This is a genomic window from Evansella sp. AB-P1 (assembly GCF_029688925.1).
Classification (GTDB): Bacteria; Bacillota; Bacilli; order Bacillales; family Salisediminibacteriaceae; genus Evansella.
This window is the reverse complement of the sequence record NZ_JARUKY010000002.1, coordinates 18,240-36,161: the sequence shown is the minus strand read 5'-3', so window position 1 is coordinate 36,161 and position 17,922 is coordinate 18,240. Positions and strand designations below refer to the sequence as shown.

Sequence of the window (17,922 nt, the reverse complement as noted above, 5' to 3'; positions counted from 1 at the left end):
CGTCAACAATGCGTAGCGATATGATAAAAAAAGGAATAGACCGAGCTCCACATCGAAGTCTATTACACGCAGCAGGAGTCAAAACAAGAGATCTTGAGAAACCGTTTATCGGTGTTTGTAATTCATACATTGATATTATACCAGGGCATATGCACCTTAATCGTTTCGCAGAGGTTGTCAAAGAAGCAATTAGAGAAGCTGGAGGCATTCCATTTGAATTTAATACAATTGGGGTAGATGACGGCATTGCAATGGGACATATTGGTATGCGGTATTCCCTTCCAAGCCGTGAAATCATTGCTGATAGTGCAGAAACAGTGATTAATGCTCACTGGTTTGATGGAGTGTTTTACATTCCAAACTGTGACAAAATAACTCCAGGTATGTTAATGGCAGCGGCTAGAACGAATGTACCATCCGTTTTTGTATCAGGTGGTCCAATGGAAGCAGGAGTTTCTGAAACAGGTCAAAACCTATCTCTCGTATCTGTTTTTGAAGGAGTTGGTGCTTATCATCAAGGGTCAATGTCCGAGGCCGAGCTAAAAGCTTTAGAAACATCCGCTTGCCCTACGTGTGGGTCATGCTCAGGTATGTTTACAGCGAATTCTATGAATTCACTAATGGAAATGTTAGGCTTAACAGTACCTGGAAACGGCACGATGGTAGCAACATCTGATGAAAGACACCGTTTAATAAAAGAAGCTGCAAATCATTTAATGGAATTAGTAAAACAAGATATAAAACCGCGTGATATTTTAACAAAGGAAACAATTGATAATGCCTTTGCACTAGATATGGCAATGGGCGGTTCTACAAATACTGTTCTTCATACATTAGCTATTGCACATGAAGCAGAAATCGAATATGACTTACATGAAATAAATCGTATTGCTGAAAAAGTTCCTTATCTTTCTAAAATAAGTCCTGCATCTGATTATTCCATGCACGATGTTCATTTAGCAGGAGGAGTTAGCGCCATCATTAACGAATTATGTAAAATAGATGGCTTGATTCATAAGGATCGTATTACTATAACTGGTAAATCAATTTCAGAAACAGTAAAAGATGCAAAAATTTTAAATGAAGAAGTTATCCGCACGAAAGATAACCCATATAGTCCAGTAGGAGGCTTATCTATCCTACACGGAAATTTAGCTCCAAATGGAGGGGTAATTAAAGTTGGTGCTGTAGATCCTTCTATCAAAAAGTTTTTAGGGGAAGCAATCGTTTTTGAATCTCAGGAAGAAGCTCAGGCTGGAATATACGATGGTACTGTTCAATCAGGTCATGTAGTCGTTATACGCTATGAAGGTCCAAAAGGTGGACCAGGAATGCCGGAAATGCTAGCTCCTACATCTGCCATTGCAGGTCGCGGACTGGATAAAGAGGTTGCCCTTATCACAGATGGACGTTTCTCTGGAGCTAGTCGTGGAATATCTATCGGTCATATTTCCCCAGAAGCGGCGGAAGGTGGACCAATCGCCTTTGTTAAAAATGGTGATCCTATTTTAATTGACTTACCAACACGATCCATCGAACTTCTCGTTGAAGAAGAAGAACTAAAGAAACGTCAGGAAGAATGGACGAAGCCTGAACCAAAAATTAAAAAAGGCTACTTAGCTAGGTATTCTAAGTTAGTAACCTCTGCAAATACAGGTGGAGTAATGAAAATATAAAAAGTTAAAATATAAGAAAACGATGACGGGAATAAAGGAATAAGTTCTAGTATTCACAGAGAGCCGGGGTTGCTGGAAGCCCGGAAATACACCTTATTCTGACATCATCCCTGAGTGTTAAGCTGAACGGTCATTTCTCAGTAGGCTTAATCAGGTGTTACTTAGCACCTGTTACCAAAAGAGGCTATTCTTTCGTTTCGTGAATGAGCCTCACGAGGCAGTATTTGTAAAAATACTGTGAATCCGGGTGGTACCGAGAAAAGAAAGGTCTTTTCTCCCCGAAAAACTTCACATACGTGTGGGTTATTTGGGAGAAACAGGCCTTTTTATTATTTTACTCATCAAATTACAATGCAAGCTAATATAAATATTTATCTTTAGGAGGAATATAAGGTGAAGGTAGAAGCAAAACCGACACAGAACACTGACATGAAGCCGAAGACTGGTGCTGATCTGCTCGTACAGACGTTGATTGAAGAGAAAGTTGAAACAATTTTTGGGTATCCAGGAGGGGCAGTTTTACCTATTTACGATGCTCTATATAGAGCTAAAGATTCGTTTCAACACATTCTCACAAGACATGAACAAGGAGCCATTCATGCTGCAGAAGGCTATGCTCGTGTTTCAGGAAAACCTGGGGTAGTCATTGCCACTTCAGGTCCTGGAGCAACAAACCTTATAACAGGAATTGCAGATGCAATGATGGATTCCTTACCGTTAGTTGTTTTTACTGGTCAAGTAGCTCGTGGTGTTATTGGTACAGATGCTTTCCAAGAAGCGGATGTAATGGGGTTAACTACTCCAATTACGAAGCAAAATTATCAAGTTCAATCAATTAGTGATCTACCTAGAATCGTAAAAGAAGCATTCCATATTGCTTCAACTGGTCGTCCGGGCCCTGTCGTTGTTGATATACCAAAGGACATTTCTGCTAACCCTTGTGAAGACACGTATGATAACAGCTTCCATTTACCAGGTTATCAGCCTACAACAAAGCCTAGTCCTTTACAAATTAAAAAGCTTTCAGATGCAATTGCTAAATCTGAGAAGCCTATTATTCTCGCAGGTGCTGGAGTATTGTTCGCTAAAGCCACTGAAAATTTAATTGGCTTTGCTGAAAAGCATGATCTTCCAGTTACAACAACTTTGCTTGGATTGGGTAGCTTCCCTGGTAACCATAAATTGTCCCTAGGGATGGCAGGTATGCATGGCACGTATACAGCTAATATGGCACTTTACGAATGTGACCTATTGATTAATATTGGTGCACGATTTGATGACCGTCTTACAGGTAATTTACAACACTTTGCTCCAAACGCAACTGTTGCACACATTGATATTGATCCTGCAGAAATCGGAAAAAATGTATCAACTCAAATACCAATTGTTGCAGACGCGAATGAAGCTTTAATACAACTTGTTAATCATGCGAAGGAATCACCGAACCACTATGAATGGCATAACACACTTAATGCAAGAAAGGTTGATTATCCTTTATGGTATAACAACCCACAAAGTGAAATGATTCCTCAATGGGTTATGGAAGCTGTTCATAAAGTTACTAAAGGAGAAGCGATTATTACAACAGATGTTGGACAGCATCAAATGTGGGCTGCTCAATACTATACGTTTAATAAACCTAATAGATGGGTTACATCCGGTGGTTTAGGTACGATGGGCTTCGGCTTTCCTGCTGCTATTGGTGCTCAGCTAGCTGAACCAGATTCCACTGTTGTAGCTGTCGTTGGTGACGGTGGCTTCCAAATGACTTTACAGGAACTATCCGTACTTCAAGAGAGAGGTTTACCTGTAAAGGTGATTATTGTTAACAATGGTGCTTTAGGTATGGTAAGACAATGGCAAGAGTCATTCTATGATAAACGTTATTCAGAGTCCCTATTAAGCGTTCAACCAGATTTTGTAAAGCTCGCTGATAGTTATGATATTAAGGGGATGAAAATAGAGACACAAGAAGATCTTATCAATGTCCTTCCTGAAGTTTTCGCTTACGACGGACCAATGGTGTTAGACTGTCGTGTGTTACAACAAGAAAATGTATATCCAATGATTGCACCAGGTAAAGGACTTCATGAAATGATAGGGGTGAAACCATGAAACGAATTATTACGGCTGTAGTTCAAAACCGCAGTGGGGTATTAAACCGAGTAACGGGATTAATGCAAAAGCGTCAATTTAACATTGATAGCATATCTGTAGGACGAACGGAATCAGACGGCATTTCTAAGATGACATTAGTTGTAGATGTTGAAGACAATCAAAAGCTAGAACAATTAACAAAGCAATTAAATAAACAAATTGACGTTTTAAAAGTTTCTGACATAACAGATAAAGCTATTGTGGCTAGAGAATTGGCATTAATAAAAGTTGTTTCAACAAGCCAATTAAGAAGTGAAATTCAAGGGATTATTGAACCTTTCAGAGCTTCCATCATTGATGTAAGCAAGGATAGTTTAGCAATCCAAGTAACTGGAAAACCAGATAAAATTGAAGCGTTAATCGATCTCCTTCGACCATACGGAATAAAAGAGCTAGCCCGTACAGGATTAACAGCATTTTTACGAGGTCACCAGCCTCAAGCAAGTGAATTAGCTAGTTTTTCTTTATTAAAATAACTATTTGCTAGATAAAGAATTTAAAAATTCTTATCATAAATAAAATTGGAAAAAAGAGAGAGGATGTTCATAATGACTAAAGTTCTTTATAACAACAATATTCAAGAAGAGGTTTTAAAAGGTAAAAAGATTGCAATTATTGGTTACGGATCACAAGGTCATGCCCATGCCCTTAATTTAAAAGAAAGTGGTTTTGACGTAATTGTAGGGTTAAGACCAGGGAAATCTTGGGATAAAGCAGTTGAAGATGGTCTACAAGTACTAAGCGTTGCTGATGCAACAGCTCAAGCAGACGTAGTTATGGTATTACTACCAGACGAATATCAACCTAAAATTTACGAAGAGAGCATTAAACCTAATTTACAAGCAGGTAATGCATTAGTTTTTGCCCATGGCTTTAACATTCATTTTACACAAATCGTTCCTCCAGCAGATGTTGATGTTTTCTTAGTTGCACCAAAAGGTCCTGGTCACCTAGTTCGTCGTACATTTGAAGAAGGTGCTGGTGTTCCAGCTTTATACGCTGTATACCAAGATTCAACTGGGTCAGCAAAAGAGCTTGCTTTAGCTTATGCTAAAGGTGTAGGTGCAGGTCGTGCTGGAATTTTAGAAACAACTTTCCAAGAAGAAACAGAAACAGATCTTTTCGGAGAGCAAGCAGTATTATGTGGTGGTTTATCAGCTCTTGTAAAAGCTGGTTTCGAAACTCTTACAGAAGCAGGCTATCAACCGGAAGTTGCTTACTTTGAATGTTTACATGAATTAAAGCTAATCGTAGACCTTATGTATGAAGGTGGTCTTGAAGGAATGCGCTACTCCATCTCTGACACAGCACAATGGGGTGATTTCGTATCAGGTCCTAGAGTAGTAAACGAAGAAACGAAAGCTCGTATGAAAGACGTACTTACAGATATTCAAACTGGGAAATTTGCTCATGGATGGATCCTTGAAAACCAAGCTAATCGCCCTCAATTTAACGCAATTAATGCAAATGAAAATAAACATCAAATTGAAAAGGTAGGTAAAGAGCTTCGTGAGTTAATGCCATTTGTAAAAAAACAGGTCAACTCAAAGAAAGAAGTGGTCACTAATGCAACGAATTAACATCTTTGATACAACACTCAGAGATGGTGAGCAATCCCCTGGCGTTAACCTAAATCAACTTGAAAAGCTTGAAATAGCTAAACAATTAGAACGTTTCGGTGTAGATATTATGGAGGCTGGTTTTCCAGCCTCCTCCCAAGGAGACTTTGAAGGTGTTCGAAATATTGCAAGAACAATTAAAAATGCTTCTGTAACTGCTCTTTCAAGAGCAAAAAAATCAGACATTGATATCTCTTGGGAAGCTTTAAAAGAAGCACAAGAACCGAGTCTACACATTTTTTTAGCAACATCCCCAATTCATATGACGTATAAATTAAAAAAGACACCTGAACAAGTCGTTCAAATAGCTGAAGACATGATCTCTTATGCAAGAAAGAAGTTTCCTAATGTAGAATGGTCTGCTGAGGATGCCTCTCGCACTGATTTAGATTTTCTCGTTCATATTATCGAAAAGGTTATTGACGCAGGAGCCACTGTCATTAACCTTCCTGATACAGTAGGATATTCTACTCCTGAAGAATATGGATACATGTTTAAGTATGTTAGAGAGAATGTTCCGAATATTGATAAAGTTGTCCTTTCTGCCCATTGCCATGATGACTTAGGGATGGCAGTTGCCAATACGATGGCAGCCATTAATAACGGCGCTACGCAAGTAGAAGGTACGATTAATGGTATTGGAGAACGAGCTGGTAATGCTTCTTTAGAAGAATTTGCGGTTGCTTTAAATATTCGAAATAATGTGTATCCTTTTACTACAAACCTTGTTCTTAATGAGATCAAACGAACGAGTGACCTTGTTAGTAAATTAACAGGAATGCCAGTACCTGCAAATAAAGCTGTTGTTGGTCGAAATGCTTTTGCACACGAATCAGGTATCCATCAAGATGGTATTTTAAAGAATGCGTCTACGTATGAAATTATTACACCAGAATTAGTTGGGGTGCAATCTAACAATCTTGTTTTAGGTAAGCATTCTGGTCGCCATGCATTTAAAGATAAAATTGAACAGCTAGGTTATCAATTTTCTGATGAAAAGGTAACTGAAGCCTTTAAAGCTTTTAAATTACTAACAGACAGTAAAAAAGAAGTAACAGATGATGACCTATTCACTATTTTAACGGAAATTCAAACAGACATACAAAATGTGAAAAAATATGAATTATTATCCTTCCAAGTACAATATGGTTCTTCTAATATTCCTACTGCAACAGTGGCACTTAAAACACCTGAAGGAATTCAAGTAGAAACAGCTTGTACAGGTAAAGGTAGTGTCGAAGCTCTTTATAATACGTTAGAATCATTAATTAAAGAGAAGATCCATTTAACAGATTATCATTTAAGCTCTATTGGGCAAGGACGTGATGCTCTTGCTCAAGCTCATATAAAAATGACTGTAAATGATACGACAGTAAGTGGTCGAGGGTCTGCTCAAGACGTTTTAGAAGCATCTGCAAAAGCATTTTTAAATGCAGTAAACCGAGTTTTCTTTAACAAAAAATTAGAGGAAAAAGAAAAAGAAACAGCACAGCTATAAAAACTATATTTAATATTAAATTATACGAGGAGGTATCTTCTATGGAAAAACAAATCGTGTTACTTCCTGGTGACGGTATTGGTACGGAAGTTATTCAAGCTGCAAAAGAAGTATTAACAACAATTGCAGAGGAATTTAACCATACATTCACATTTAGTACTCATGACATTGGTGGAACATCTATCGATAAAAACGGTACTCCACTTCCTAATGAAACAGTCGAGGCATGTAAAAAAGCAGATGCAGTATTATTAGGTGCAGTTGGTGGACCGAAATGGGATAACAACCCATCCCATCTTCGCCCTGAAAAAGGATTACTAGGAATTCGAAAAGAACTTGGATTATTCGCAAATTTACGACCAGTAAAAGGGTTCTCTCAATTACTACATGCCTCTCCATTAAAGGAAGAAGTAGTAAAAGGAAGCGACCTTCTCATAGTAAGAGAATTAACTGGTGGTCTTTACTTTGGTACTCCAAGTGAACGCCAAAACGATGGTCAATCCGTTGTTGATACATTAGCATATACACGAGAAGAAATTGAACGTATTGTTGACAATGCCTTTAAGTGTGCACAGCGTCGCCGTAAACACCTTACTTCTGTAGATAAAGCAAATGTTCTTGAGTCTAGTAAATTATGGCGTGAAGTTGTTGAGGAGAAAAAAGGTGATTATCCAGATGTAACGGTTGAGCACATGCTAGTAGATGCAACAGCCATGAAACTCATTACTGCACCAACTCAATTTGATGTCATTGTTACTGAGAACATGTTTGGTGACATTTTAAGTGATGAAGCATCTGTTTTAACTGGATCTCTAGGTATGCTACCTTCTGCTAGCTTAAGAGATGATAGCTTTGGATTATATGAACCTGTCCATGGTTCAGCACCAGACATTGCTGGACAAGGAGTTGCCAATCCACTTGCCATGATTTTATCTACTGCTCTTATGTTAAAGCACTCATTTGAGCTAGATAAAGAATCAAAACTAGTAGAATCTGCCGTACAAGCAGTCCTTGAAGAGGGTTATCATACTGCAGACCTGAACCTTTTAGGTGAAGGAAAAAAAGTAAATACAGATACAATGACAAAGCTTATTGTTGACTTCATAAAGGCTCAAAGTACTTCAAAAGTTTAAGATACTTTTTTTACGCCATTTGAAGATCAAAATTAAAAGAGTGTAATGTGAGGAGTGAAGCGTATGTCACAACCAAAAACAATAGTAGAAAAAATTTGGGATCAACATGTTGTCCATCAAGAAGAAGGTAAGCCTGATCTATTATATATTGATTTACACCTCGTTCATGAAGTTACCTCTCCACAAGCATTTGAGGGTCTAAGAATGAACAACCGTAAAGTTAGACAACCAGAGAAAACATTCGCAACAATGGATCACAACGTACCTACGTTAGATCGTTATTTTATTAAAGATCCTGTTTCAAAAAAACAAATCGATACGCTAAAAGCAAACTGTGAAGAATTTAATGTTCCATTAGCAGATATTGGCCATCCTGATCAAGGTATCGTCCACGTTATTGGACCTGAGCTTGGACTTACACAGCCAGGAAAAACAATCGTATGTGGAGATAGCCACACTTCTACTCATGGTGCTTTTGGTGCATTAGCATTCGGTATCGGTACAAGTGAAGTGGAGCACGTGCTTGCAACACAAACACTTTGGCAAAACAAACCTAAAACACTTAACGTAAAAGTAAATGGTGACCTTGGTGTAGGCGTAACGGCAAAAGACTTAATTTTAGCTATTATTGCTAAATTCGGTGTCCGATTTGGAACTGGATATGTTATCGAATACACAGGAGAAGCAATTAGAAACTTAACTGTGGAAGAAAGAATGACAGTTTGTAACATGTCTATTGAAGCCGGTGCCCGAGCTGGATTAATAAGTCCTGATGAAAAAACATTCGAATACATTAAAGGTAGACGCCATGCTCCGGCAGGTGAAGATTTTGATATAGCTTTAGAAAAGTGGAAGGCTTTAGCAACAGATGAAGGTGCTACGTACGATGCAACGGTAGAAATCGAAGCAGCTGAAGTAGAACCTCAAGTAACATGGGGGATAAACCCTGGTATGGGGCTACCTATTAGTGCAAACGTACCTAGCCCAAATACAGCTAAAACAGCAGTGGAAAGAGAAGAAATTGAACGTGCCTTAGAGTATATGGGGCTTGAAGCAGATCAACCTATCTCTTCTGTAAAAATTGACCATGTATTTATCGGCTCCTGTACAAACTCACGGCTAAGTGATTTAAGAAGAGCTGCAAACATTGTCCGTGGTAAAAAAGTAAATCCATCTGTTACAGCTCTCGTAGTACCAGGATCACAAACAATCAAGCTTCGTGCTGAAGAAGAAGGCTTAGATACTATCTTTAAAGAAGCTGGATTCCAATGGAGAGAAGCTGGATGTAGTATGTGTTTAGCCATGAACGATGACATTATTCCTTCAGGAGAACGTTGTGCCTCTACTTCGAACCGAAATTTTGAAGGACGTCAAGGTAATGGCGCACGTACGCATCTAGTTAGTCCAGAAATGGCAGCGGCTGCTGCTATCGAAGGACAATTTGTTGATGTTCGAAAATACTCTGCACCTACTCTTTCGTCATAGGAGGTAACACATTATGGAACCGATTAGAAAACATGAAGGTCTCGTTTATCCTTTAAATCGAGCAAATATTGATACAGACCAAATTATTCCTAAACAATTTTTAAAGAGAATTGAACGTCAAGGCTTCGGGCAATTCCTATTCTATAACTGGCGCTTTGAGGATGATGGGACACCTAGAGAAAACTTCTCTTTAAACGATAAAAAATATGAAGGTGCATCAATACTAGTTGCTGGTGAAAACTTTGGTTGTGGTTCTTCACGTGAGCATGCACCGTGGGCAATTCAAGACTTTGGTTTTAAAGTAATTATAGCCCCTAGTTATGCTGATATCTTTTACAATAACTGTCTTAAAAATGGCATATTGGCAATTATTCAACCTGAAGAAGTGACAGAAAAGCTTATCGAAAAAGCAGAAGCTGAAAATTACACATTAACAGTAAACCTTGAAAACCAAACAATTAAGGATTCAACTGGCTTTGAAGTATCCTTTGATGTACCTGAATACCATAAAGAAATGCTTCTCAACGGATGGGACGAGATTGCAGTAACATTGACTCATGAAGATAAAATCAGTCAATATGAAGCAGCTCAAAACTAATCATAATTTATTAAACACTTTGACCTCCTTTATGGTAGAGTCAAAGTGTTTTCTTGTTTTCGTACTGTTTTTTTAAGATTATTTCATCAACTAACCATTTTATTAATATCGCTTTGACTATGTAGATAGGAAATGAATAGATGTATTCCCAATTATCTATTTGGTACACATTTAACCACACGGTAATTGGTTCACAAATAAAAGCAAAAATTAATGCCATTACAGTATTAGAAATAATAAAGGATTTCCATTTAGTAAAATACTGATATAACACCATATGTAGTACAATAATGATTCCTTGATCTATAGAGATGAGACGAGGTAATAAGCTAAATAATTGATATGGATATGACCATAGATGTAGTTCAACACCAATATCATCTAATATAATGACGAGAACCATTAAAATAGATCCGTATAATAATACTTCAGAAATTCTCTCTTTATGTACAACCTTCCACCATATAATCCAAGGCCCAATCAGTAAAAAAAGTAGAAGCCACCACTGAAAAGTAAATAAATTATCATTTATCCAGTATTCCAATCTCAATTCCACTAATTTTTGGTGTACCTCTCTTATATCATCAAAACTAGGGTTAGCCATATAAAATATCTCTCTTTCTGAAATAAATATATAATCTAGCTGTGTTGGTGTAGCTACATTATTATTGCCTATTTATTTATTGAATATCCATCCAGTTAATCACATACATAGCTTTGATGATCTACCTCGGTCCTATAATAGAATCATTTACAATATAGTACTTACTTCAGAATTTTAGATTACTTCCTCCTTCTATTATTAAAAATTTCTTCCAATGGAAACTCCTTTTCACTTCAACATCCCCCTTTCGTCATCCATTCCACATAATATTTTTATTATTTTCTAAATATTCTGGAGGATTTCCCTACCCATTATCGAATTAGTAATCATCATAATACTGTTTGCACCATAAATATGTTGTAAACGATCAATCATTTCTTTAACGAATATATATTTTTTATAAGGACACTATTCACTCTGACGACTATCTATAATTATAAAAAAGTATTTATGGTGAAAGGAGGTAAATTAAATGAAATCTTGGTTAACCGCTATTTGCTTTTTATTAATTCCAATCCTGTACTTTTTAGTTGGTATTGTCGGCCTACCTTTAAACGGCATTGTATTTTGGACAGGGACGACGATTTTAACCTTATTTGGTGCTTATTTCACAAAATATTTACATTTTGCAGAAGAAGGAGTATCCTGATTGCCAAAATACCTACCCTAAAAATAGACTGGTTCAGTAGTGAAGGGTGACGACTCCAGCGGGATTAGCGCCTAGACGAAAATCCCCTAAAGCTTACTGTGTAAGTTTTAGGAAGTTGAGGCCGTGCCCGCGGAAAGCGTTCGCCTGTAACGAATGAACCACCTTGATGTATAATTTTCATCCTCCATGGTGCAAGATGCACTTGAATGGAAGTCTCCCCAAACAATAGGTTATTAACAGTGCTCACATTAGATATGCAAAAATAAAAGTCAGCCTCTCCGGCTGACTTTTATTTTTTATTACATATACACTGCGCTACCAATAATCGCTAACAAAATGAATAAAACTAAGATGAAGGCAAAGCCTCCAAATAGACCTGTAGCTGGTGCGTGAGACATGAGAGAAAGCCTCCTTTCATGGGTTCACACACAGCATATGCATTTTCACCAGATTGGCGTGGGCAAAACGGAAGAGGTTATTATTTTTCACATCTGAATCATTGTTAAAATAACAAGGACAAAGGCATATAAAGAGCATAATCCTAATAAATATGCGTAAGGATAGTGCTCTCGACCTTTTTTCCATACGATAATTCCTAATACAGCAAATACTAATGCTATTACAAATACATGTGTAGGAAAAGACCATTCCCTCTCATCGTTTTGAAAAACAGAGTAAACTGTAACAGAGGTAACTACTAGAAATATTCCAGTCATTAACATATACCACAATTTATATGAGGACATGTTACACCCTCCTTTTATCATTATTTATTCCTCTTTGTACAACACTCAAACTACAATCCTCCTTTATTTATACACCTCTACATTAATCAAAATAATCAGTATAAATTCGGTGGAAATAAAGAATTGATAAATAATATTAAATAAACTTTTAAAAATAAGTGATTCTTTCCTTATATTTGTATATAATGAGGAATTGGAGCAATGTACACTTTTTAAAATGAAAGGGTTATGTTATATGTCTAACGAAACACCAAGACGAACGTTTGCCATTATATCCCACCCAGACGCTGGTAAAACAACATTAACGGAAAAGTTATTGTTATTAGGTGGAGGAATAAGAAGTGCTGGAACAGTTAAAGGGAAAAAGTCAGGGAAATATGCCACATCTGACTGGATGGAAATTGAAAAGCAAAGAGGTATCTCTGTAACATCAAGTGTGATGCAGCTCATATATAATGATGTTCAAATAAACATATTAGATACACCAGGTCACCAAGATTTTAGTGAAGATACGTATAGAACACTGACCGCTGTAGATACTGCTGTAATGGTTATCGATAGTGTTAAAGGGATAGAAGCCCAAACCTTAAAGCTATTTAAGGTTTGCCGTATGCGCGGTATCCCCATTCTCACTTTCATTAATAAGCTTGATCGCGAAGGAAAAGAACCGTTAGATCTATTAGCTGAAATTGAAGAAGTTCTGGAAATGGAAACTTATCCAATGAATTGGCCAATTGGTATGGGTAAAACCTTAAAAGGAATTTATAGTATTCCAGATGAAAAAATTGAAGTATATAATGACTCTCACGAACGACAAATCGTATCTTACAAGGAACAAACCGTCCTTCAAGATTTTGAAAAAGAAAAACTAGAGGAAGATACCATGCTACTAGAGGAAGCAGGAAATGAGTTTACAATGGAAAAAGTACAAAGTGGACAATTAACTCCTGTATTTTTTGGAAGTGCATTATCCAGCTTTGGCGTTCAGTCATTTTTAGATAATTTTGTTACACTTGCTGCTGAACCTCAGCCACGAAAAGCGTCAGGAGAGCTAGTTCAACCTGAAAGCAATACATTTTCTGGATTCATTTTCAAAATTCAAGCTAACATGAATCCAAACCATCGTGATAGAATCGCTTTTTTACGAGTCTGTTCTGGAAAGTTTGAACGTGGCATGGAGATAATGCTTTCTCGAACCGGGAAGAAAATGAAGCTGAATCAGTCTCACTCTTTCTTTGCATCCGATCGTGAAACAGTAGATACTGCAATGCCAGGAGATATAATTGGCCTATACGACTCTGGAAACTTTCAAGTTGGAGATACATTAGTAACTGGCAACGAACGCCTTATTTATGAAGAAATGCCACAGTTCCCACCTGAGAAATTCGCAAAAATCACAGCAAAAAATGCACTAAAACATAAACAATATCATAAGGGAATGGAACAATTAGTACAAGAAGGTACTATCCAGTTATATAAAACTCCATATTTTGAAGATTTTATTATCGGTGCAGTAGGTGAACTTCAATTCCAAGTATTTGAATACCGAATGAAAAATGAATATAACGTAGATATAGAATTTCAACATATGACCCATGAATTAGCTCGTTGGGTAACAAAAGGGGAAGTAACTGATAGAATGACTGATAGCCGAAAAATGCTTGTACATGATCAACAGAAGCGTCCTGTACTCCTTTTTGAAAACGAATTTACATTACGGATGTTCCAGGACAAAAACCCGGATATAAAGCTATCAACAGGCTGGGAGCTTCTAGAGTAAATCAATTTATTGACTCATTAGTGAGTAAGTTTTAAACAAACATTATTAAGTATAGATAAAAATGAATAAGCTGTCCGGCAAGGAGAAATTCTATACTCCCTTGTAGGACAGCTTATTCGAAAAACTAAAACTAATTGCTACATAACCTTCGTCGTTTCATTTAGAGTTTCGGTATTTAAAGCAACCTTAGAATAAATTAAGAAATATTTTGATAAGAGTCCATCCTATTTCCCCTTGCTTTACTACCTAATGCCAGAAGAGAACTCATGCAGGTAAATTAACAAACAATGTTACTCTTTGATTTTCTTTTCCCTGATCCCTTACAAATGCGGCAAGATATACTCTTCGTTAAAAACCAATATTTTTTTTCTACAAGACCAGTTCCATTACACATTCTACATATATATATAATGGCCATTTATAACACCTCACCGCTTTTTATAAATTATAATATATTTAACACCTTTTGTGGCTTGTTTGACTCTAAGTTTTCAAAAAAGTCTGTTAAATAATATGACAAACTTAAAAAGAAATGCATTAGGTATCCACATATAAGAAAAGGCAAGGCGCCTCAATTCCGCCTAAGTACAGCCCACGTCCTGTGGGCAAAGAGTAAATCATCGACATCCTGTCTCCTAGACACCTTACGTAGAGTGAAAATTTTATACTTATCTTTAAATAAAAGGCATTGTCTCCTATTGAGAAGCAATGCCTTATCTATTCTATCTTGATTATTATCCTGGTAGCTTTACCTTTTGTGGTTTTTTATTAGGATAAAATTTGTTTGCGGTTTTGGGTGCAAATTGGAAAAAGATAATACCTACTATTGCTGTAGATAATATAAATACACTACTAAAAACCATGATTTCTGTTGTTGCTAAAGCAGCAATAATGATAGAAAATTCTCCCCGTTGTATTAATGAAAATCCTGCTCGTACTGATACCTTTTTACTTAAGCCATATAATCTACCACCAACAATACCAACAATTATCTTAGCGATGATAGCCCAAATAATAAGTGTAACTAACAGTCCTACATAAGGAATGCCTGTTCCAAATTCAATCGTTGTACCGAACCATAAGAAAAATAATGGAAGAGTAAGGTCCCGAATTGGAACAATTAAATGCTCTAGCTGCTCAGTTTTACGAACTTCAGCAATCATAATACCAGCTAGAAATGCCCCTAATACCTCTGATAAATCTAAATAAAGTGCTATTCCACCATAAGCTAGGGCGATTCCAATAACAAACATAATGAAAATATCAGAACTTAAATACCTTTCAAAGAATCCTCTAAGTCTTTTGAATAACAATTGACCTAAAATAATTGCACCTGCAGTTAACAGTACAACTTTAAGAATTAAGATAGTAAATGCTCCTGCATTCATTCCAGTTCCTGCAGTTAAACCAACCAAAATTGCCACTAAAACTGGTGCTACTAAATCTTCAAAAATAAGTAATCCTAAAATAAACTCAGATTCTGGGTTTGCCATTCGTTTATTCGTTTCGAGTAGCTTCGCTGTTATGGATGAGCTGGTTGCATATACTACTCCTCCAATCAATAGTGATTCAATTAAACCAAGTCCAAATAAATAAACAATGACCATTGTAACCCCAATATTCAACAGGACGTCTAATGTCCCAGCAGGCGTAACTTTTTTCGATACCTTCAATAGCTGTTTAATTGGGAACTCCATACCTAGCATAAAAAATAACAATACTATTCCCACTTCACCGATTAAATGAAGAAGATAAGAATCCCCTAAGAATGATGCTAAAACTAGTCCTAATAATATATATATAATTACTTCTGGTATTTTAAACTTCAAACTGAAAAGCCCGAATAAAAACATCAGGAGGAAGATGATTCCGGCACTCAGCATGATCGGTAGCTGAATTTCCAATTAAGAGGACTCCTTACCTTCACAAAGCTTTTCAAATTGAGCAATATCCTCCTGTTTTCCTATGGCCATAACCGTATCCCCAACCTTTAACATTTCAGAAGGGTCTGGACTTGCTATTACATCGTTATCTCTAAATATACCAACAATAGAGATACCGGTTTTTTTACGTACTTCTGATTCTCCGATCGTTTTATTAACAACACTAGAATTTTTGTCTAGTTTTATCCATTCAGTAACGATTTGACTTTTTAATAGCTTCATTTTTTCACTATCTACAGGCTGAAAAACTGCTCCTAACAATTGTGCACCTAATTCTCTCGTTTCATCAGCAGATAAATTGATGGCAAAATCTGCTTCATCATTGTCTTGGTCTTGAAAGAAGTATAACTCTCTTTTTCCAGTGTGATGAACAATTAATACTAGCATATTATTTTCAGCTGTAATAAAAGATAATTTCTTTCCGATTCCTGGTAGATCTGTTGCTTTAACCTGCACTATAACAACTTCCTTTCTCTCCATTACTAACATCATTTTAAGTATATACCATGAGAGTTAATGTGAAAAATATTTTAATTCACTTAATCCAGTGAATTAACTAAAACAATACTAATACTTTCTCCTTCCTCCACAGCCATGTTATACTCATGGACGGTGGAGGTGTTTTTTTGCGAATTCATCCGTATATTTTATTAACAATGGCAATGCTATTTTTTTCTGGTAACTTTATCGTTGGAAAAGCCTTCGAGGGAGTGGTTCCACCGTTCACTCTCGCACTTTTTCGTTTTGTTTCAGCATTAGTCTTCCTTTTACCCTTATGCTATAAAACTGTGATGTTGAATCATCCTCTATGGAAAAAAGAATGGAAGCCCCTATTAGGTCTATCCATTTGTGGCATCGTATTATTTAATGGTTGCTTATATTTATCCGTTAATTATACAACCTCCATTAACGCAGCAATCGTAGATGCTCTAACCCCAACAGTTGCTGCAATACTAGGGTTTATTTTATTAAAGGAATCATTAACAAAGCTTCAGTTAATAGGAATTGGACTTTCCTTTGCTGGTATTTTATACATCATTGGTCGAGGATCTTTGGGTGTTCTATTATCTCTTTCCTTTAATATAGGCGATATTATTATGCTTATTGGGATTATATTTTGGGCTCTCTACTCTATTATCATAAAACAGCACAACCATAAATTCCCTAGTGTTGCTAGCTTAGTTGTTACCATGTTCATTGGAATTCTCTTTTTATTACCAATGTCAGCAATAGAATGGTATTTGTATGGTTTTCCTAACATATTCAATTGGAACGTTTTATTAGGGATTGCTTATATCGGTATTTTTCCATCTGCACTAGCATTGTTAGCATGGTACAAAGGTGTTGCTGCTATAGGACCAGCTCGTGCATCAATCTTTTTCAATTTAGTTCCAATCTTTACAACCATTCTTGCAATCATTTTTTTAGGGGAGATTTTTAGCTATCATCAACTACTAGGTGGGGTCGTCGTATTAATAGGAGTATACTTTTCTACAAAGAAATAATTAAAAATGTTTAAGCTTTAATAGCAATGGGTAATAATAACATATTCGTGCTTTTTTTGTATATAAGAAGTAGTTTTCTCAAATTAACTTCTTTATCTATTCACGAACAAAAGAAAAAAACACCCTTGCCTGATGACAAGGGTGAATTATTTCTAATTCATATAGCCTATTGGTTCTGACACTTTTGATGTATAGGTATTTTTTCTGACTGTTAATTTTCTGTAAAGGTTCATCAAATGGTCAAGCTCTTGACTGTGACGTACAGTTTCTTGTGAAGCCAATCCATGAACTTTTGCAGATTGAATCATCTCACTTCTCTTCGTTTCCATTTGATCTTTTAAGTAGTAATGAATCCCCATATTACTCACTCACTTTACATTTAGTTACTATTTTTATATTAACAGTATAAATAAAAATTGTCCGAAATTAAGATCACTATTTATACTATGAATACTATTATATGTAAAAGAAAAAAAATTACAATAGTTTCCTAATATTTATTATACTTTTTTTAAATTTATTCACTTTT

Annotated in this window: 17 protein-coding genes; 11 read left to right on the top strand and 6 right to left on the bottom strand. The window is 36.3% G+C overall.

All coding sequences use genetic code 11. The features are described 5' to 3' along the window. Positions 1-8: 8 nt before the first annotated feature. The 8 genes from ilvD (at position 9) to leuD (ending at position 10,166) form a co-directional block, all read left to right on the top strand. The gene (gene ilvD / locus QA612_RS02370; RefSeq protein ID WP_278282151.1) at positions 9-1,676 is read left to right on the top strand and encodes a dihydroxy-acid dehydratase; all 1,668 of its coding nucleotides are present in this window, start codon (positions 9-11) and stop codon (positions 1,674-1,676) included. A 429-nt stretch (positions 1,677-2,105) separates the two neighbouring features. Continuing rightward, positions 2,106-3,791: an acetolactate synthase large subunit gene (ilvB, locus tag QA612_RS02365; protein ID WP_481804406.1), complete on the top strand. Its 1,686-nt coding sequence runs from the start codon at positions 2,106-2,108 to the stop codon at positions 3,789-3,791. Then, a complete protein-coding gene (gene ilvN, locus QA612_RS02360) occupies positions 3,788-4,309 on the top strand; it encodes an acetolactate synthase small subunit (RefSeq protein WP_278282149.1) in 522 nt (173 codons plus the stop codon). The genes ilvB and ilvN overlap by 4 nt, the downstream gene beginning before the upstream one ends. 72 nt (positions 4,310-4,381) lie before the next feature. Then, entirely contained in the window at positions 4,382-5,413 is a 1,032-nt protein-coding gene (gene ilvC, locus QA612_RS02355) for a ketol-acid reductoisomerase (protein WP_278282148.1), read from the top strand. Then, entirely contained in the window at positions 5,400-6,950 is a 1,551-nt protein-coding gene (locus QA612_RS02350; RefSeq protein WP_278282147.1) for a 2-isopropylmalate synthase, read from the top strand. The genes ilvC and QA612_RS02350 overlap by 14 nt, the downstream gene beginning before the upstream one ends. 41 nt (positions 6,951-6,991) lie before the next feature. Beyond that, a complete protein-coding gene (leuB, locus tag QA612_RS02345; protein WP_278282146.1) occupies positions 6,992-8,083 on the top strand; it encodes a 3-isopropylmalate dehydrogenase in 1,092 nt (363 codons plus the stop codon). A gap of 63 nt (positions 8,084-8,146) precedes the next feature. Continuing rightward, a complete protein-coding gene (gene leuC / locus QA612_RS02340; protein ID WP_278282145.1) occupies positions 8,147-9,568 on the top strand; it encodes a 3-isopropylmalate dehydratase large subunit in 1,422 nt (473 codons plus the stop codon). Positions 9,569-9,581: 13 nt separating this feature from the next. Beyond that, positions 9,582-10,166, top strand: a complete 585-nt coding sequence (leuD, locus tag QA612_RS02335; protein ID WP_278282144.1) for a 3-isopropylmalate dehydratase small subunit — start codon at positions 9,582-9,584, stop codon at positions 10,164-10,166. Between the two features lie 40 nt (positions 10,167-10,206). Here leuD and QA612_RS02330 read toward each other — a convergent pair whose 3' ends face one another. Further along, entirely contained in the window at positions 10,207-10,770 is a 564-nt protein-coding gene (locus tag QA612_RS02330) for a CBO0543 family protein (RefSeq protein WP_278282143.1), read from the bottom strand. A gap of 472 nt (positions 10,771-11,242) precedes the next feature. Between QA612_RS02330 and QA612_RS02325 the strand changes: the two genes are divergently transcribed. Then, positions 11,243-11,419, top strand: a complete 177-nt coding sequence (locus QA612_RS02325; protein ID WP_278282142.1) for a hypothetical protein — start codon at positions 11,243-11,245, stop codon at positions 11,417-11,419. 299 nt (positions 11,420-11,718) lie between these two features. Here QA612_RS02325 and QA612_RS02320 read toward each other — a convergent pair whose 3' ends face one another. Together QA612_RS02320 and QA612_RS02315 are read right to left on the bottom strand one after the other, a co-directional pair. Then, positions 11,719-11,817 carry a YjcZ family sporulation protein gene (locus QA612_RS02320; RefSeq protein WP_278282141.1) on the bottom strand — a complete coding sequence of 33 codons (99 nt, stop codon included), beginning with the start codon at positions 11,815-11,817 and terminating at the stop codon, positions 11,719-11,721. An 87-nt stretch (positions 11,818-11,904) separates the two neighbouring features. Then, entirely contained in the window at positions 11,905-12,165 is a 261-nt protein-coding gene (locus QA612_RS02315) for a hypothetical protein (protein WP_278282140.1), read from the bottom strand. Positions 12,166-12,400: 235 nt separating this feature from the next. On the opposite strand from QA612_RS02315, the gene QA612_RS02310 reads away from it, so the two are divergent. Beyond that, complete coding sequence (locus tag QA612_RS02310; RefSeq protein ID WP_278282139.1) at positions 12,401-13,945, top strand: peptide chain release factor 3; 1,545 nt, start codon at positions 12,401-12,403, stop codon at positions 13,943-13,945. Positions 13,946-14,679: 734 nt separating this feature from the next. On the opposite strand, the gene QA612_RS02305 is transcribed toward QA612_RS02310, so the two are convergent. Both QA612_RS02305 and QA612_RS02300 read right to left on the bottom strand, forming a co-directional pair. Further along, positions 14,680-15,849 (bottom strand): cation:proton antiporter, encoded by a 1,170-nt coding sequence (locus QA612_RS02305; protein ID WP_347568854.1) that lies wholly within the window; start codon positions 15,847-15,849, stop codon positions 14,680-14,682. Next, the gene (locus tag QA612_RS02300) at positions 15,850-16,344 is read right to left on the bottom strand and encodes a cation:proton antiporter regulatory subunit (protein WP_278282138.1); all 495 of its coding nucleotides are present in this window, start codon (positions 16,342-16,344) and stop codon (positions 15,850-15,852) included. A gap of 170 nt (positions 16,345-16,514) precedes the next feature. Here QA612_RS02300 and QA612_RS02295 point away from each other — a divergent pair, with 170 nt between their 5' ends. Continuing rightward, positions 16,515-17,393 (top strand): DMT family transporter, encoded by an 879-nt coding sequence (locus QA612_RS02295; RefSeq protein ID WP_278282137.1) that lies wholly within the window; start codon positions 16,515-16,517, stop codon positions 17,391-17,393. Positions 17,394-17,545: 152 nt separating this feature from the next. On the opposite strand, the gene QA612_RS02290 is transcribed toward QA612_RS02295, so the two are convergent. After that, positions 17,546-17,752, bottom strand: coding sequence for an aspartyl-phosphate phosphatase Spo0E family protein (locus QA612_RS02290; protein WP_278282136.1), 207 nt, complete (start codon positions 17,750-17,752; stop codon positions 17,546-17,548). Positions 17,753-17,922 lie beyond the last annotated feature (170 nt).

What these genes read in the sequence shown, in the direction of transcription:
- QA612_RS02350 (WP_278282147.1), top strand. Translation starts at nt 5,400, where the DNA reads ATGCAACGAATTAACATCTTTGATACAACACTCAGAGATGGTGAGCAA.
- QA612_RS02290 (WP_278282136.1), bottom strand. Translation starts at nt 17,752, where the DNA reads ATGGGGATTCATTACTACTTAAAAGATCAAATGGAAACGAAGAGAAGT.
- ilvD (WP_278282151.1), top strand. Translation starts at nt 9, where the DNA reads ATGCGTAGCGATATGATAAAAAAAGGAATAGACCGAGCTCCACATCGA.
- QA612_RS02330 (WP_278282143.1), bottom strand. Translation starts at nt 10,770, where the DNA reads ATGGCTAACCCTAGTTTTGATGATATAAGAGAGGTACACCAAAAATTA.
- QA612_RS02320 (WP_278282141.1), bottom strand. Translation starts at nt 11,817, where the DNA reads ATGTCTCACGCACCAGCTACAGGTCTATTTGGAGGCTTTGCCTTCATC.
- ilvN (WP_278282149.1), top strand. Translation starts at nt 3,788, where the DNA reads ATGAAACGAATTATTACGGCTGTAGTTCAAAACCGCAGTGGGGTATTA.
- ilvB (WP_481804406.1), top strand. Translation starts at nt 2,106, where the DNA reads ATGAAGCCGAAGACTGGTGCTGATCTGCTCGTACAGACGTTGATTGAA.
- QA612_RS02310 (WP_278282139.1), top strand. Translation starts at nt 12,401, where the DNA reads ATGTCTAACGAAACACCAAGACGAACGTTTGCCATTATATCCCACCCA.
- leuC (WP_278282145.1), top strand. Translation starts at nt 8,147, where the DNA reads ATGTCACAACCAAAAACAATAGTAGAAAAAATTTGGGATCAACATGTT.
- QA612_RS02325 (WP_278282142.1), top strand. Translation starts at nt 11,243, where the DNA reads ATGAAATCTTGGTTAACCGCTATTTGCTTTTTATTAATTCCAATCCTG.
- ilvC (WP_278282148.1), top strand. Translation starts at nt 4,382, where the DNA reads ATGACTAAAGTTCTTTATAACAACAATATTCAAGAAGAGGTTTTAAAA.
- QA612_RS02315 (WP_278282140.1), bottom strand. Translation starts at nt 12,165, where the DNA reads ATGTCCTCATATAAATTGTGGTATATGTTAATGACTGGAATATTTCTA.
- leuB (WP_278282146.1), top strand. Translation starts at nt 6,992, where the DNA reads ATGGAAAAACAAATCGTGTTACTTCCTGGTGACGGTATTGGTACGGAA.
- leuD (WP_278282144.1), top strand. Translation starts at nt 9,582, where the DNA reads ATGGAACCGATTAGAAAACATGAAGGTCTCGTTTATCCTTTAAATCGA.